General features: G+C 72.8%; 15 protein-coding genes and 1 tRNA gene. 13 read left to right on the forward strand and 3 right to left on the reverse strand.

Annotated elements, in window-relative coordinates:
• Positions 1-62 precede the first annotated feature (62 nt).
• The gene (locus AB0E77_RS06460; RefSeq protein ID WP_361566687.1) at positions 63-617 is read right to left on the reverse strand and encodes a 5-formyltetrahydrofolate cyclo-ligase; all 555 of its coding nucleotides are present in this window, start codon (positions 615-617) and stop codon (positions 63-65) included.
• 152 nt (positions 618-769) lie between these two features.
• Here AB0E77_RS06460 and galU point away from each other — a divergent pair, with 152 nt between their 5' ends.
• The 8 genes from galU to AB0E77_RS06500 all read left to right on the forward strand — a co-directional run bounded on the left by galU (position 770) and on the right by AB0E77_RS06500 (position 8,313).
• On the forward strand, positions 770-1,672 hold the full coding sequence (gene galU, locus AB0E77_RS06465) for a UTP--glucose-1-phosphate uridylyltransferase GalU (protein WP_361566372.1): 903 nt from the start codon (positions 770-772) through the stop codon (positions 1,670-1,672).
• Positions 1,673-1,743: 71 nt separating this feature from the next.
• Positions 1,744-3,027, forward strand: a complete 1,284-nt coding sequence (gene glp / locus AB0E77_RS06470) for a gephyrin-like molybdotransferase Glp (protein ID WP_361566690.1) — start codon at positions 1,744-1,746, stop codon at positions 3,025-3,027.
• 85 nt (positions 3,028-3,112) lie between these two features.
• Positions 3,113-3,625, forward strand: coding sequence for a cyclic pyranopterin monophosphate synthase MoaC (gene moaC, locus AB0E77_RS06475; protein ID WP_361566374.1), 513 nt, complete (start codon positions 3,113-3,115; stop codon positions 3,623-3,625).
• The gene (locus AB0E77_RS06480; protein ID WP_361566377.1) at positions 3,622-4,161 is read left to right on the forward strand and encodes a MogA/MoaB family molybdenum cofactor biosynthesis protein; all 540 of its coding nucleotides are present in this window, start codon (positions 3,622-3,624) and stop codon (positions 4,159-4,161) included. The genes moaC and AB0E77_RS06480 overlap by 4 nt, the downstream gene beginning before the upstream one ends.
• Before the next feature lie 23 nt (positions 4,162-4,184).
• Entirely contained in the window at positions 4,185-4,823 is a 639-nt protein-coding gene (locus tag AB0E77_RS06485; RefSeq protein WP_361566693.1) for a GNAT family protein, read from the forward strand.
• 168 nt (positions 4,824-4,991) lie between these two features.
• The gene (gene glpR / locus AB0E77_RS06490; RefSeq protein ID WP_361566380.1) at positions 4,992-6,230 is read left to right on the forward strand and encodes a gephyrin-like molybdotransferase receptor GlpR; all 1,239 of its coding nucleotides are present in this window, start codon (positions 4,992-4,994) and stop codon (positions 6,228-6,230) included.
• An 85-nt stretch (positions 6,231-6,315) separates the two neighbouring features.
• A tRNA-Ala gene (locus tag AB0E77_RS06495) sits at positions 6,316-6,389 on the forward strand.
• A gap of 193 nt (positions 6,390-6,582) precedes the next feature.
• Positions 6,583-8,313 carry a hypothetical protein gene (locus AB0E77_RS06500; RefSeq protein ID WP_361566383.1) on the forward strand — a complete coding sequence of 577 codons (1,731 nt, stop codon included), beginning with the start codon at positions 6,583-6,585 and terminating at the stop codon, positions 8,311-8,313.
• Positions 8,314-8,329: 16 nt separating this feature from the next.
• Here AB0E77_RS06500 and AB0E77_RS06505 read toward each other — a convergent pair whose 3' ends face one another.
• Entirely contained in the window at positions 8,330-8,815 is a 486-nt protein-coding gene (locus tag AB0E77_RS06505; protein ID WP_361566386.1) for a GNAT family N-acetyltransferase, read from the reverse strand.
• A gap of 68 nt (positions 8,816-8,883) precedes the next feature.
• Here AB0E77_RS06505 and AB0E77_RS06510 point away from each other — a divergent pair, with 68 nt between their 5' ends.
• The gene (locus AB0E77_RS06510; RefSeq protein ID WP_361566389.1) at positions 8,884-9,687 is read left to right on the forward strand and encodes an exodeoxyribonuclease III; all 804 of its coding nucleotides are present in this window, start codon (positions 8,884-8,886) and stop codon (positions 9,685-9,687) included.
• Here the strand turns inward: AB0E77_RS06510 and AB0E77_RS06515 are convergent.
• Positions 9,675-10,313: a MerR family transcriptional regulator gene (locus AB0E77_RS06515; RefSeq protein ID WP_361566696.1), complete on the reverse strand. Its 639-nt coding sequence runs from the start codon at positions 10,311-10,313 to the stop codon at positions 9,675-9,677. The genes AB0E77_RS06510 and AB0E77_RS06515 overlap by 13 nt on opposite strands.
• Before the next feature lie 187 nt (positions 10,314-10,500).
• Here AB0E77_RS06515 and AB0E77_RS06520 point away from each other — a divergent pair, with 187 nt between their 5' ends.
• The 4 genes from AB0E77_RS06520 (at position 10,501) to AB0E77_RS06535 (ending at position 14,157) form a co-directional block, all read left to right on the forward strand.
• Positions 10,501-12,033, forward strand: coding sequence for an NAD(P)/FAD-dependent oxidoreductase (locus AB0E77_RS06520; RefSeq protein ID WP_361566392.1), 1,533 nt, complete (start codon positions 10,501-10,503; stop codon positions 12,031-12,033).
• Complete coding sequence (locus AB0E77_RS06525) at positions 12,030-12,977, forward strand: alpha/beta hydrolase (protein WP_361566395.1); 948 nt, start codon at positions 12,030-12,032, stop codon at positions 12,975-12,977. The genes AB0E77_RS06520 and AB0E77_RS06525 overlap by 4 nt, the downstream gene beginning before the upstream one ends.
• A complete protein-coding gene (locus AB0E77_RS06530; protein WP_361566398.1) occupies positions 12,974-13,867 on the forward strand; it encodes an SDR family oxidoreductase in 894 nt (297 codons plus the stop codon). Before AB0E77_RS06525 ends, AB0E77_RS06530 begins: the two co-directional genes overlap by 4 nt.
• A gap of 86 nt (positions 13,868-13,953) precedes the next feature.
• Positions 13,954-14,157 carry a hypothetical protein gene (locus tag AB0E77_RS06535; RefSeq protein ID WP_361566401.1) on the forward strand — a complete coding sequence of 68 codons (204 nt, stop codon included), beginning with the start codon at positions 13,954-13,956 and terminating at the stop codon, positions 14,155-14,157.
• Positions 14,158-14,269: the final 112 nt, after the last annotated feature.

A 14,269-nucleotide genomic window follows, 5' to 3' on the forward strand; every position in this document is an offset into this window, starting at 1 on the left:
CGCGCACGCGTGGAGGCCGTCCTCGCCTGTACGGAACCCTCCGCTCCACGGAATCCCCCGCCTCAGCGGAACCGGCGCACCCGCGACGGTGTCACCACCGCGTCCACCGGCCGGTCGTGCGGCTCCTCGGGGACGCGTGCCACGACCTCCCGGTCGTAGAGCAGGACCAGCAGCGCGGGCCGCGCGCCCGCCCGCTCCAGCCGGGCCAGGACCCGGTCGTAGGACCCGCCGCCGCGCCCCAGCCGCATGCCGCGCTCGTCGACCGCCAGGCCCGGCAGCAGCACGACGTCGGCGGCGGTCACCGCGTCCGGCCCCAGGCGCTCGCCGCCGGGCTCGTACAGGGCCATCCGCCCGCCGTGCCGCACGCGCGCGAGGGAGTCCTCTCCGGCATAGACACCCCAGTCGAGGTCGTTGTCGGGCAGGAGCGCGGGCAGCAGCACGCGCACGCCCCGCGTGCGCAGCGCGTCGAGGAGCGCGAGGGTGCCCGGTTCGGTGCCCACGGAGACATAGGCCGCCACGACGCCCGCCTGCGCGACCTCGGGCAGCGCGAGCGCCCGTTCGGCCAGCGCCTCCGCCGCCTCGCGCACGGCGTCCGCCGTCAAACCGTTCCTCACCATGAGGAACTCCCGCCGCAGGGCCCGCTTGCCGGGCTCGTCCGCATGTCCGCTGAGCGTCAAAAGTGACTCCTGTACCGTTCTCGTATGCTCATATGAGCGCGGGTGATCCGGAGTTGCGGATTCTCCCAAAGTCACCGGATATGGTGGCGGGCATGACTCAGTCCCACCCCAGGATCAGCAAGGCTGTCATCCCCGCAGCCGGACTTGGTACCCGGTTCCTGCCGGCCACCAAAGCCACTCCCAAGGAGATGCTGCCGGTCGTCGACAAGCCGGCGATCCAGTACGTGGTCGAAGAGGCCGTCTCCGCGGGTCTCGGCGACGTCCTCATGGTCACGGGCCGCAACAAGCGCCCCCTCGAGGACCACTTCGACCGCAACTACGAACTGGAGTCCGCCCTCCAGAAGAAGGGCGACGCGAGCCGGCTGGCCAAGGTCCAGGAGTCCAGCGACCTCGCGATGATCCACTACGTCCGCCAGGGCGACCCCAAGGGCCTCGGCCACGCTGTGCTGTGCGCCGCGCCGCACGTCGGCGACGAGCCCTTCGCGGTCCTGCTCGGCGACGACCTGATCGACCCGCGCGACCCGCTGCTCCAGCGCATGATCGACGTGCAGGAGCAGCACGGCGGCAGCGTCATCGCCCTCATGGAGGTCGAGCCCGAGCAGATCCACCTCTACGGCTGCGCCGCCGTCGAGGCCACCGAGGACGGCGACGTCGTCAAGGTGAGCGGACTGGTCGAGAAGCCCGAACCGGCCGACGCCCCCTCCAACTACGCCATCATCGGCCGCTACGTCCTCGACCCGCACATCTTCGACATACTGCGCAAGACCGAGCCCGGCCGCGGCGGTGAGATCCAGCTCACCGACGCCCTCCAGCAGCTCGCGGAGGACGAGAAGGTCGGCGGCCCGGTGCACGGCGTCGTCTTCAAGGGCCGCCGCTACGACACCGGTGACCGCGGCGACTACCTGCGGGCCATCGTCAGGCTCGCGTGCGAACGTGAGGACCTGGGCCCCGACTTCCGGACCTGGCTCCGCAGTTACGTAGCCGAGGAGATGTAACGACGTTGAGCAGCGCCGAGCCCCGTGACACCGGCCACGACCACGCAGGTGCGGACTTCGCTCCGGACCGGCTGTGGTCGGTGCAGGACCACCTGGACGACATCCTCGCCACCGTCCGCCCTCTGGAGCCCATCGAGCTGAACCTGCTCGACGCCCAGGGGTGCGTCCTGGTCGACGACATCACGGTGCCCCTCTCGCTGCCGCCGTTCGACAACAGCTCCATGGACGGATACGCGGTGCGGGTCGCCGACGTGGCGGGCGCGAGCGAGGAGTTCCCCGCCGTCCTGGAGGTCGTCGGCGACGTCGCCGCCGGCCAGGCCGACCCGCCGACCGTGGGCCCCGGCCAGGCCGCCCGCATCATGACCGGCGCCCCGCTGCCGCCCGGCGCCGAGAGCGTCGTCCCCGTCGAGTGGACCGACGGCGGCCTCGGCGAGGGCCCGGTCGCCGGGATGCGCGCCCGCAGCCTCGCCCCCGAGGGCGCCGAGGGCCAGGTCCACGTGTACCGGCCGGCCGAGGCACGCGCCCATGTGCGCGCGGCCGGCAGCGACGTGAAGTCCGGCGACCGCGCCCTGGAGGCCGGCACGGTCCTCGGCCCGCCGCAGATCGCCCTGCTCGCCGCCATCGGCCGCGGCAGGGTCCGGGTGCACCCCCGCCCGCGCGTCGTGGTGCTCTCCACCGGCAGCGAACTCGTCCAGCCCGACGAGGCGTTGGCCCACGGCCAGATCTACGACTCCAACAGCTTCGCCCTCACCGCCGCCGCCCGCGACGCCGGCGCCATCGCCTACCGCGTGGGCGCCGTCGCCGACGACGCCGAGACACTGCGCTCCACCATCGAGGACCAGCTCGTCCGCGCCGACCTGATGGTCACCACCGGCGGCGTCAGCGTCGGGGCGTACGACGTGGTCAAGGAGGCACTGGCACACGTCGCCGACGAGGACGAGCCGGGCAGCGGCGTGGAGTTCCGCAAGCTCGCCATGCAGCCCGGCAAGCCGCAGGGCTTCGGCTCCGTCGGCCCCGACCACACCCCGCTGCTCGCCCTGCCGGGCAACCCGGTGTCGTCGTACGTCTCCTTCGAGCTGTTCGTGCGCCCCGCCATCCGCACCCTCATGGGCCTCGCCGACGTCCACCGCCCGACCGTCACCGCCACCCTCGCCGCCGACAAGGCGCTCGGCTCGCCCAAGGGACGCCGGCAGTTCCTGCGCGGCACCCTCGCGGACGGCACGGTCACCCCGGTCGGCGGCGCCGGCTCCCACCTGGTGGCCGCCCTCGCCCACGCCGACGCGCTGATCGTCGTCCCCGAGGACGTCGAAAAGGTCGAGCCCGGCACCGAGGTCGAGGTGGTCCTGCTCCGCTGACCCTGCCCGGTTGGCGGTACCGTGTCGCGCACAGCAGGCCCACGCGCCGCACCGCGCCGGGCCCGGACCGGGAGCGCCACACAGCATGAGCACGCAGGACCGACCCACCCAGGACGGCCAGGACACCCAAGGCCGGCTGACGCACATCGACGAGGCCGGCGCCGCCCGGATGGTCGACGTGTCCGCCAAGGACGTCACCGCGCGTACCGCACGCGCCAGCGGACGCGTGCTGGTCGCACCCCGCGTGATCGAACTGCTGCGCGGCGAGGGCGTCCCCAAGGGCGACGCCCTGGCCACCGCCCGGATCGCCGGCATCATGGGCGCCAAACGCACCCCCGATCTGGTCCCGCTCTGTCACCCCCTGGCGCTCTCCGGTGTGAAACTGGACCTGTCGGTCGCGGACGACGCCGTGGAGATCACCGCCACGGTGAAGACGACGGATCGCACGGGCGTCGAGATGGAGGCGCTCACCGCGGTCTCCGTCGCCGCGCTCACCGTGGTCGACATGGTCAAGGCGGTAGACAAGGGAGCGGTCATCACGGACGTGCGCGTGGAGGAGAAGACGGGCGGCAAGTCGGGCGACTGGAGCCGGTCATGACACCGGACGCGTCGATCGGCGGCGCTCTGCCGGCCCCGTACAGCGCCCTGGTGGTCACGGCCTCCAACCGGGCCGCCGCAGGGGTCTACGAGGACCGGGGCGGCCCCCTGGTCGCGGAGGGCCTGCGGCGTTTCGGCTTCGCCGTCGACGGCCCCCAGGTCGTGCCCGACGGCGACCCCGTCGAGGCGGCCCTGCGCGCGGGCGTCGACGCGGGCTACGACGTGATCGTCACCACCGGCGGCACCGGCATCTCGCCCACCGACCGCACCCCCGAGGCGACCCGCGCGGTGATCGGCCACGAGGTCCCCGGCATCGCGGAGGCCATCCGTGCGTACGGCCGCGACAAGGTGCCCACCGCGGCGCTCTCCCGCGGCCTGGCGGGGGTGGCGCGCGCAACGCTGATCGTCAACCTGCCGGGCTCCACCGGCGGGGTGAAGGACGGCCTCGCGGTCCTTGAGCCCCTGCTGAAGCACGCCGTGGACCAGCTCCGCGGCGCCGACCACCCCGGAAGCGCCGGCAGCGGGGGTGCGAGCTGAACGGCCCGTCCTGGCCCGTCGAGCTGGTGGACGGCGACATCGTCCTGAGGCCGATAAAGCTGCGCGACCAGCGGGCGTGGCGCGAGGTCAACCGGCGCAACCGCGACTGGCTGCGCCCCTGGGAGGCGACCATCCCGCCGCCCGCGCCCGGCGGCCCGCTCGCACAGCGGCCGACGTACCGCCAGATGGTCCGCCACCTCAGGTCCGAGGCGAACGCCGGCCGGATGCTGCCCTTCGTCATCGAGTACCAGGGGCGGCTGGCCGGACAGCTGACGGTGGCCGGGATCACCTGGGGCTCGATGTGCTCGGGCCACGTCGGGTACTGGGTGGACGAGGCGGTGGCGGGGCGCGGCGTGATGCCCACGGCCGTCGCGATGGCCGTGGACCACTGTTTCCGCACCGTCGGCCTGCACCGCGTCGAGATCTGCATTCGCCCGGAGAACGGGCCCAGCCGCCGGGTCGTGGAGAAACTCGGATTCCGCGAGGAGGGCCTCAGGCCCCGATATCTCCACATCGACGGCGGATGGCGCGACCATCTCGTCTTCGCGCTCACCGCGGAAGAAGTACCGGAGGGCATGCTGCGACGCTGGCACCGGTCACGGGAGCGCAGCACCCGGAACACGCCGGGGAATCCGGCCCGGCCGAGCACCGGAATTGAATAAACGTTCGAAATTGATCGGGTCGCGACCGCATCCGAGCGGGTAATTCGTGACCCCGACAGTCGGCTGGTCGCATCGGTCGCAAAAAAAGTTCGAAATATCAGCCGGATCGTGCGACACACCGGCCCAATTGGCGGATGGCCCCGCGCAAACCCCTCTACCGTGTGAGATGTGAGCAGCAGCGGCCTCATCTACGCAGTCATCGTCGGGGCCTGGGCCGCCTACTTGGTGCCGATGTGGCTCCGTAGGCAGGACGAGCTGAACGAAGCCCGTCCGACGGAACGCTTCAGCACCGCCATCCGGCTGCTGTCCGGACGGGCGGGCATGGAGCGCCGGTACGCCAAGGACCTGCGGTCGCGCTCCGCCGACGAGGCGGAGTCCGACGCCGACGCCCCGGACGCCGTCACCGGATCGGTGGACGTCCGGGCCTTCGCCGTGTCCAGGACCCAGCAGTACACCCAGCCGGTCCCGCAGCCCGGCGACGAGCGGCCCGCGCGCGCCGGGACGGACGGACGCGCCGGGGCGGACGGACGCGCCGAGCGCGCCAGACCCGCGCAGACCCCCGAGTCCGGCGCCGCGCCGGGCCGCAAGCGGGTGCCCGCCGCCCGGCCCGCCCCGGGCTCACCGGCGGCGGCCCGCGCCCGGCGCACCAAGGTCCTCGCCCGCCGCCGCCGCACCACCGTGGTGCTCTTCCTGGCCTTCACCCTCGGCTCGGTCGTCGCCGCGGTCGGCGGACTGGCGTTCCTGTGGGCGCCCGGCGTGCCCGCCGTGCTGCTCAGCGCCTACATCGCCTACCTCCGGTCCCAGGAACGCCGCCGGTTCGCCTTCCACATGGACCGCCGCCAGGCCGAGGTCGCCGCCCAGCGGCTGCGCGACCGCCAGCCGCGCCGGCGCACCCCCGCCGACGTCCCCGCCGAGCCCGACGCCGAGGAGCCCGACGAGGCACCCGAGGCCGAACCCGACGCCGGGCTCTCCGCGCTCGCCGCGGACCGCCGGGCGCTGGTGGAGCAGACCGACCACGCCGAGTGGGTCGACCAGCAGCGCGAACGGCAGCGGCGGCCCGGCCAGGGCGACAGCTGGGACCCCGTGCCGGTCCCGCTGCCCACCTACGTCACCGCGCCGGTCGCTCCGCGCGCCACGCCCGACGTGGACCTCGCGGCGCCCGACGCGTGGAGCTCGGCCCGCTCCAGCGCCGTCACACCGGAGCGGACGGAGCGGACGGACGGGCGGGACGCACAGGCCCGGCCCGAGCCCGACCGCCCGGCCGACGGAGCCGAGGACCGGCCCGAGGCCCCCGGCCGCAGCGGCGTCCGCCGCGCCGCGTCCGCCCGCCGTGCGCGGGAGCGGGGCCGCACGCCGCTGTTCGACCAGTACGAGGACGGCGACCGGCCCCGCGCGGCCAACGAGTAGCCCGCCCGCGCCACGGCCTCGGCCGGGCTCCGGGAAGGGATTTTTGAGCAGGCCGATCGGGGTGCTAAAGTTTCACTCGTTGCAAGGGCCTGTGGCGCAGTCCGGTAGCGCACCTCGTTCGCATCGAGGGGGCCAGGGGTTCAAATCCCCTCAGGTCCACGCACATTGACGAAGGTCCCGTCCGATCATCACGATCGGACGGGACCTTCGTCGTTTCCCGGCCCCGGCTCGCGGCACCGAGACACATCCGTGATCATGTACAGCACAACCTTGGGCGTTTCCCGTGGGTCTCCTGTGCGCGGTGTCACACAGTGGCACCTTCTTGTCGTCCGGGGAACGGAAGAAGCACACCATGAGACCAAGCTCCCTGTACTCGCCGTGGGCGCGTGCGGCGGTGGCCGGGGCGGCGGCCGCCGGGCTCGCCGCGGCCGGACTGGCCGGCGTCGCCCATGCGGCCGACGGTCAGGCACCGCTGCCCGTCACGATCACCGGCACGGACAGGGTCGACCTCGCCCTCGACGGCGCCGAGACCGAGCCCGGGGAGCCGCAGATCGAACTCGGGCTCACCGGCCCGGGCGAATACGACCCGGACACGGACCCCGAGCCGATCCCCAACAGCGGCTACCGGGTCACCATCGACGCCACCGCGCTCAAGGGCTTCGCCAAGGTCACCCTGCCGCGCTTCTGCGACGTCGACGGCCTCGTCGCGGTCTGCCAGGAGAGCAGCCTCTACCCGGGCGCCAGTTACAACCCGTACTGGAACGTCCGGCTCGACCTGCTGGACTCCGCCGCGGCCGGCGACCACGGCACGGTCAAGGTCACCGGCGAGGGCGAGGGCCTGGAGTTCAACGAGCACACCGTCGACGTCCTCGTCGGCGGCCCCGAGCTCCTCCAGAAGAAGCTCCCCGCCGAACCCGGGGGCTTCAAGGCCGGCGACACCTACACGGCCCCGCTCGGCTTCCGCAACGTGGGCGCCCTGCCCGCGCACGGGGTCGTGCTCCGCCTGGCCGGCACCCGCGGGCTCTCCTTCCCCGAGACGTACGACAACTGCACGTACGCCGAGGAGAACAAGGACAACCTGATCCGCTACCGCCACATCGCCCTGTGCACCTTCGATGGCGACTTCCCGCCCGGCACGGCCTACGCGTTGAGCGAGCCGATCGCCGTCAAGACCGCGGACTTCGCGCTCGGCGACATCTTCAGCTACGGCTTCGACGCGATCGGCGCCGAGGGGGCCGACGCCCTGCGCGCGGGCGCCGGCCACCGGCAGGGGAGCGGCACGACGCTCACCCTGAAGCCGGTCGGAGGCGGACAGAGCGGCGACTACGCCAAGTACGCCGAGATCGACCTGGCCACCAAGAACACCTACGACCTCGACCTCACCGGGGCCCGCGTCGCGGGCGAGCAGGGCGAGACCGTCACCGTCGACGTCGGCCTGAGCAACCACGGCCCCGCCTGGGTCGGGTCGCTGCGCGCGGGCGGCGAGCCGATCGGCTTCACCGTGCAGATCCCCGAGGGCGCCGGCGTCGTCGACAGTCCCTGCCGGCCCAAGAGCGGCGGGACGGCTTCCGAGTACCTGTGCTTCGCCGCCACCCCCTTCCTGGAGGACGACACGCGGAGCTTCCCCTTCACGCTGCGCATCGACAAGGTCGTCCCCGGCGCCAAGGGCAAGATCTCCCTGCCCGACTTCGAGAACCCGTGGGAGGGCGACCCGTCCAACGACACCGGCTGGATCGTGCTCAACGGCACGGGTGACGAGGAGACGCCCGGCGACACCGGTGGCACCGCCGGCGGCTCGGACTCCACGGGCGGTACGGGCACCACCGGCGGTACGCCGGCCCCGGGCGGCACCGGGACGACCGGTGGCACCGACGCCACCGGCGGCAGCACCGGCAACACCTCCACCGCCGGGACCACCGGCGGCACGGACGGCGGCCAGTCACCCCAGGGCGGCGAGGACGGCCTGCTGGCCTCCACCGGCACCACGGCCCTGCTGGGCTCGGCCGCGGCGGCCCTCGCGCTCGCGGCGGGCGGTGTCCTGTACGCCGTCTCGCGCCGCCGCAGGACGGCCGGCGCGGCCTGATCGCCGCCGCCGGCCCCTACGGGACCCGGAGAGCCTTCGCATAGCAGAGGCTCTCCTCGTGGAAGCGGTAGTAGCCGAACTTCTCGCAGGGCTCGTAGCCGCTGGAGACATACAGGGCCACGGCCTCCGGCTGCTTGGTGCCGGTCTCCAGCACCATCCGGGTCCGGCCCGCCGCACGGGCGTCCTCCTCCAGGGCGGCCAGGATGCGGCGGGCCAGCCCGCGGCCGCGCACCTGCTCGATCACGAACATCCGCTTGAGCTCGGCGTCCCCGTCCCGGTTGCCCTCCTCGTTGGCGTCCTGACTGCGCCAGCCGCCGGAGGCGACCGGGACGTCGTTCTCGTCGTACGCGATCAGGTAGAGGCCGTTCGGCGGCGCGAAGTCCGAGGCCTCCAGGTGCGTGGCGTCGCCACCGTCGCCGTAACGCAGCTCGTACTCGGCCTGGACCTCGTCGTTCAGCTTCACGGCGTCGGGGTGGTCGAAGGAGACCCGGCGTATGTTCATGCTTCCTACCGTTGTTCGATGCGCAATCCGGAGAGGGACGTCGTCCAGTGTGCCGGTATCGTGCCGGGGTGCTGACCGTGACCACCGCAAACGTGAACGGTCTGCGTGCCGCCGCGAAGAAGGGCTTCGTGGAATGGCTCGCGGACACCTCCGCCGATGTGCTGTGCCTCCAGGAGGTGCGGGCCGAGCCCGGGCAGCTGCCCGAGCACGTGCGCACCCCCGAGGGCTGGCACGTGACGCACGCCCCCGCCGCCGCCAAGGGCCGCGCCGGCGTCTCCCTCTACACCCGCCGTGAGCCGGACGCCGTGCGGATCGGCTTCGGCTCGGCGGAGTTCGACACCAGCGGCCGCTACGTCGAGGCCGACCTGCCGGGTGTGACGGTCGCCTCCCTCTACCTGCCCTCCGGCGAGGTCGGTACGGAGCGACAGGACGAGAAGATCCGCTTCATGGGCGAGTTCCTCGCCCACCTCAAGGGCCTGCGCGAGCGCGCCGCCGCCGAGGGCCGCGAGGTCGTGGTCTGCGGCGACTGGAACATCGCGCACCGCGAGGCCGATCTGAAGAACTGGCGGGCCAACAAGAAGAACTCCGGCTTCCTGCCGGAGGAGCGCGAGTGGCTGAGCCGCGTCCTCGACCCGGCCGACGGCGGCTACGTGGACGTCGTCCGCGCCCTGCACCCGGACGTCGAAGGGCCGTACTCGTGGTGGTCGTACCGGGGGCGGGCCTTCGACAACGATTCGGGTTGGAGGATCGACCTCCAGGTGGCCACCCCCGGGCTGGCCGCCCGGGCGGTCAAGGGGTACGTCGAGCGGGCCGCCACGCACGCCGAGCGCTGGTCGGACCACGCGCCGGTGACCGTCGTCTACGAGCGCTGATCCTCGTCCGGCCGCATCCGCAGCCGGCGGTCCAGGGCCAGGGACAGTTCCGCCTCGACCACGCTGCGGGCCAGGGGGCGCAGGCGGGCGAGGTCCTCGGTGGTGGCGTGGCGGAGGATCACGTCGGCGAAGAGTTCGGCGAGGGCGTCGGCGTGGTCGCGGACGCGTTTGCCGGCGTCGAGGACCTCGGCGAGGGGTATGCCCTCGCGGACCAGGGCGGAGGAGACGTCGAGCAGGCGGTGGCTGATGTGGACCAGTTCGTCGCCGTCGGTGCCGAGGTAGCCCAGCTCCATCGCGGCGGCGAGGTTCTCCGGGGTGACCTCGCCCTCGAAGCGGGCGGCGAGTTCCTCGGGGGTGAGGCGGACCGGGGTCTCCTCGGTGGGCTCGCCGATGCCGAGCAGGTCGCCGACGTCGCGGCCGTGGTCGAAGGCGTCGGCGAGTTCGGCGATGCCGCTGAGGGTGTGGCCGCGTTCCAGGAGGGCGGCGATGGTGCGCAGGCGGGCCAGGTGGTGGTCGTCGTACCAGGCGATGCGGCCCTCGCGGCGGGGCGGCGGGATCAGTTTGCGTTCGCGGTAGAAGCGCAGGGTGCGCACCGTGATGCCGGCCAGCCGGGCCAGCTCCTCCATGCGGTACTCGCGCGGGCCTTCGGTGCGTCCAGCGTCTCCAGCGTCTTCTGCCACGCCGGAAGCCTATGTCGTACCGGCGGTAACTTTCCTTGCCGCGCCCCCTACCCATCGGTACGGAGCTGCTCTACTCTCCCCATTGCGCCAGTGTTCACTGGCAGAGTTCTAGGCGATGCGTGGAGGCTTCGGGATGGCCGAGCACGAGCAGGTTCAAGAACACGTGCGGGTGGCGGTGATCGGGTCGGGCTTCGGAGGGCTGGGAGCCGCCGTGCGGCTGCGCCGCGAGGGGATCACCGACTTCGTCGTCCTCGAGAGGTCCGGCAGCGTCGGCGGCACCTGGCGGGACAACAGCTACCCGGGGTGCGCCTGTGACGTGCCGTCCCATCTGTACTCGTTCTCCTTCGCGCCCAATCCCGAGTGGCCGCGCACCTTCTCCGGGCAGCCGCACATCCGGGCCTACCTGGAGCACGTGGCCGACACCTTCGGGCTGCGCCCCCACCTCCGCTTCGACTCGGAGGTGAAGCGGATGGTGTGGGACCCCGAGCAGCTGCACTGGGAGATCGAGACGGCGAGCGGCAACCTCACCGCCGACGTCATCGTCTCCGCGACCGGCCCGCTGTCCGACCCCAAGCTCCCGGACGTGCCCGGCCTCGACACCTTCCCCGGCAAGGTCTTCCACTCGGCCCGCTGGGACCACGACTACGACCTCACCGGCAAGCGCGTCGCCATGATCGGAACCGGCGCCTCCGCCATCCAGATCGTGCCGTCCATCCAGCCGAAGGTCGGCCGCCTCACCCTCTTCCAGCGCACCCCGGCCTGGGTGATGCCCCGCATGGACCGGCCGATCAGCGGCGCCGAGCGCGCCCTGCACCGGGCGCTGCCGGTCACCACCAAGATCCGTCGGGGCCTGCTGTGGGGCATCCGGGAACTCCAGGTGCAGGCCTTCACCAAGCACCCCAACGAGCTGGGCTTCGTCGAGAAGATCGCCAAGCGCAACATGGCCGCCGCCGTCAAGGACCCGGCCCTGCGCGCCAAGCTCACCCCCGACTACCGCATCGGCTGCAAGCGGATCCTGCTGTCCAGCACCTACTATCCGGCGCTCGCCCGCCCCAACGTGGACGTGATCGCCAGCGGTCTCAGCGAGGTCCGCGGCAGCACCCTCGTCGGCGCCGACGGCAGTGAGGCCGAGGTCGACGCGATCATCTTCGGCACCGGCTTCCACGTCACGGACATGCCGGTCGCGGAGCGGGTCGTGGGCGCGGACGGGCGGACCCTCGCCGAGAACTGGAAGGGCGGCATGGAGGCCCTGCGCGGCGCCACGGCGGCCGGCTTCCCCAACTTCATGACGGTCATCGGGCCCAACACCGGTCTCGGCAACTCCTCCATGATCCTCATGATCGAGTCCCAGCTGAACTACATGGCCGACTACCTGCGCCAGCTGAACGTCCTCGGCGGCAAGGTCGCCCTGGACGCCCGCCCCACGGCCGTGCGGGGCTGGAACCACCGGGTGCAGGAGCGCATGAAGCGCACCGTGTGGAACACCGGCGGCTGCACCAGCTGGTACCTGGACCCGAGCGGCCGCAACACCACCATCTGGCCCGGCACGACCGCCGAGTTCCGGCGGGCGACACGGCAGGTGGACCTCGCCGAGTACGAGGTGCTGCGCGTCCCGGCCGCCCGCAAGGCCCCGGCCTCCGCCGAGGGCGCGGAGGTGGGCGCGTGAGCCGCCTCCCGCACGTCTCCTTTGGCCCCTACGCCCCGCCCGTGGCGGCCCACGTCCTGACCGTCACCTCCGCCGACGGGGCCCGGCTGCACGTCGAGGTGCACGGCCCCGAGAACGCGCCCGCGGTCGTCCTCGCCCACGGCTGGACCTGCTCGACCGCCTTCTGGGCGGCGCAGATACGCGCCCTGTCCGCCGACCACCGGGTCATCGCCTACGATCAGCGCGGCCACGGCCGCAGCCCGGTGAGCCGGGTGTGCGGCACCGACGCGCTCGCCGACGACCTCGAGGCGGTCCTGAAGGCCACGCTGGCGCCGGGCGAACAGGCGGTGATCGCCGGGCACTCCATGGGCGGGATGACGGTCATGGCCGCCGCCTCGCGGCCCGCGCTGCGCGAGCACGCCGCGGCCGTTCTGCTGTGCAGCACGGGCAGTTCGCGGCTGGTGGCGTCGGCGACCGTGCTGCCGCTGCGGGAGGGCCGGGTGCGCACCTGGCTGACCCGGCGGATCCTCGGCTCCCGGGCGCCGCTCGGACCGGTCACGCCGATCGCGCTGAGGATCCTCAAGTACGGCACGATGGGCCCGGGTTCGGCCCCGCACATGGTCGAGGCGTGCGCCCGCATCGTGCACGCCTGCCCCCGTACGGCGCGCCACGCCTGGTCGCAGGTGCTCGACCTGCTCGACCTCGACCGCGGTGTCGGGGAGTTGACGATGCCGGTCGAGGTGGTCGCCGGCACCGCGGACCGGCTGACCCCGCCCGTGCACGCCCGTGCGCTGGCCGCCGCGCTGCCCCGGTGCGTGGGTCTGACGGTGCTCGAGGGTATGGGCCACATGACGCCGGTGGAGGCGCCGGATCTGGTCACCGGGAAGATACGCGCGCTGGCCGCCGCGCACATCACCGCCGCGTCCGCGACGACGGACGCCGTACACGCCGAGGAGAGCGCATGAGCAGGGTGAGCCTGGAAGGACGCGTCGCCGTCGTCACCGGGGCGGCGCGGGGCGTAGGGGAGTTGCTGGCCCGCAAGCTCTCGGCGCGGGGCGTGAAGGTGGCCCTGGTCGGGCTGGAGCCGGACGGACTCAAGCAGGTCGCGGCGCGGCTGCACACCGAGAGCGAGGTGTGGCACGCCGACGTCACCGACCACGAGGTGATGGCCCGGGTGGCGGGCGAGGTCGAGGAGCGGTTCGGCAAGGTCGACATCGTGGTCGCCAACGCCGGTGTCGCCACGGGCGGTCCGTTCGTCGACTCCGACCCGGAGTCCTGGCGGCGGGTCATCGAGGTCAATCTGATCGGCTCGGCGGTGACGGCCCGCGCCTTCCTGCCGGCGCTGACGGAGAGCCGGGGCTATCTGCTCCAGATCGCGTCGCTGGCCGCGATCACCCCCGCGCCGATGATGACCGCCTACTGCGCCTCCAAGTCCGGGGTGGAGGCGTACGCACACAGCCTGCGGGCCGAGGTAGGCCACCGGGGCGTGAAGGTCGGCGTCGGGTATCTGTCGTGGACCGACACGGACATGGTGCGCGGCGCGGACCAGGACGACGTCATGCGGGAGCTGCGGCAGCGGCTGCCGTGGCCGTCGAACAAGACGTATCCGCTGGGCCCGGCGGTGGACCGGCTCGTGGAGGGCATCGAGCGCCGGTCGAGACACGTCTACGGGCAGTGGTGGCTGCGCGGCATGCAGGGCGTGCGTGGCTATCTGCCGGCTGTCATCGGCACCGTCGGCCAGCGCGAGATGCGGCGCTTCGCGGACCGGCTGAACGGCATGCGCACAGGGCTGGTCGGGGCGGGCGGAGCGGCCGACGAACAGCACCGGACGACCTCCGCTACGGTCCGTCACTGATCGACATGCGCAGGGTCACCGCCCGTGTGAATCTGATCGGGCCCGGCCGATCCGGCCGGCCCGAAAGACCACAGGAGTGAACCCACATGGGTATCAAGGACCAGTTCCAGGACAAGGCCGAGCGCATGCAGCAGCAGGGCAAGCAGCGTGCCGAGCAGGGTCGGCAGCGTGCCGGCCAGGCGCAGGACCAGATGCACAACCGCGACCGCCGTCGCGACGAGGACCAGCAGGACCCGGCCTCGCGCCGCCGCGACGCGGACGAGCGGTTCGAGGAGAGCTACGACGCCTGACGCGTAGCCGCTGAGCCCGCGAGGCGCCCTCCGTGCGACGGAGGGCGCCTTCGCGCGTGCCCGTGCCCTTCGGGGACCGCGTCGTGCGCGCGTGTCCGTCGGGATCCGCGTC

It is taken from the genome of Streptomyces sp. NPDC032940, assembly GCF_040636935.1.
Classification (GTDB): Bacteria; Actinomycetota; Actinomycetes; order Streptomycetales; family Streptomycetaceae; genus Streptomyces.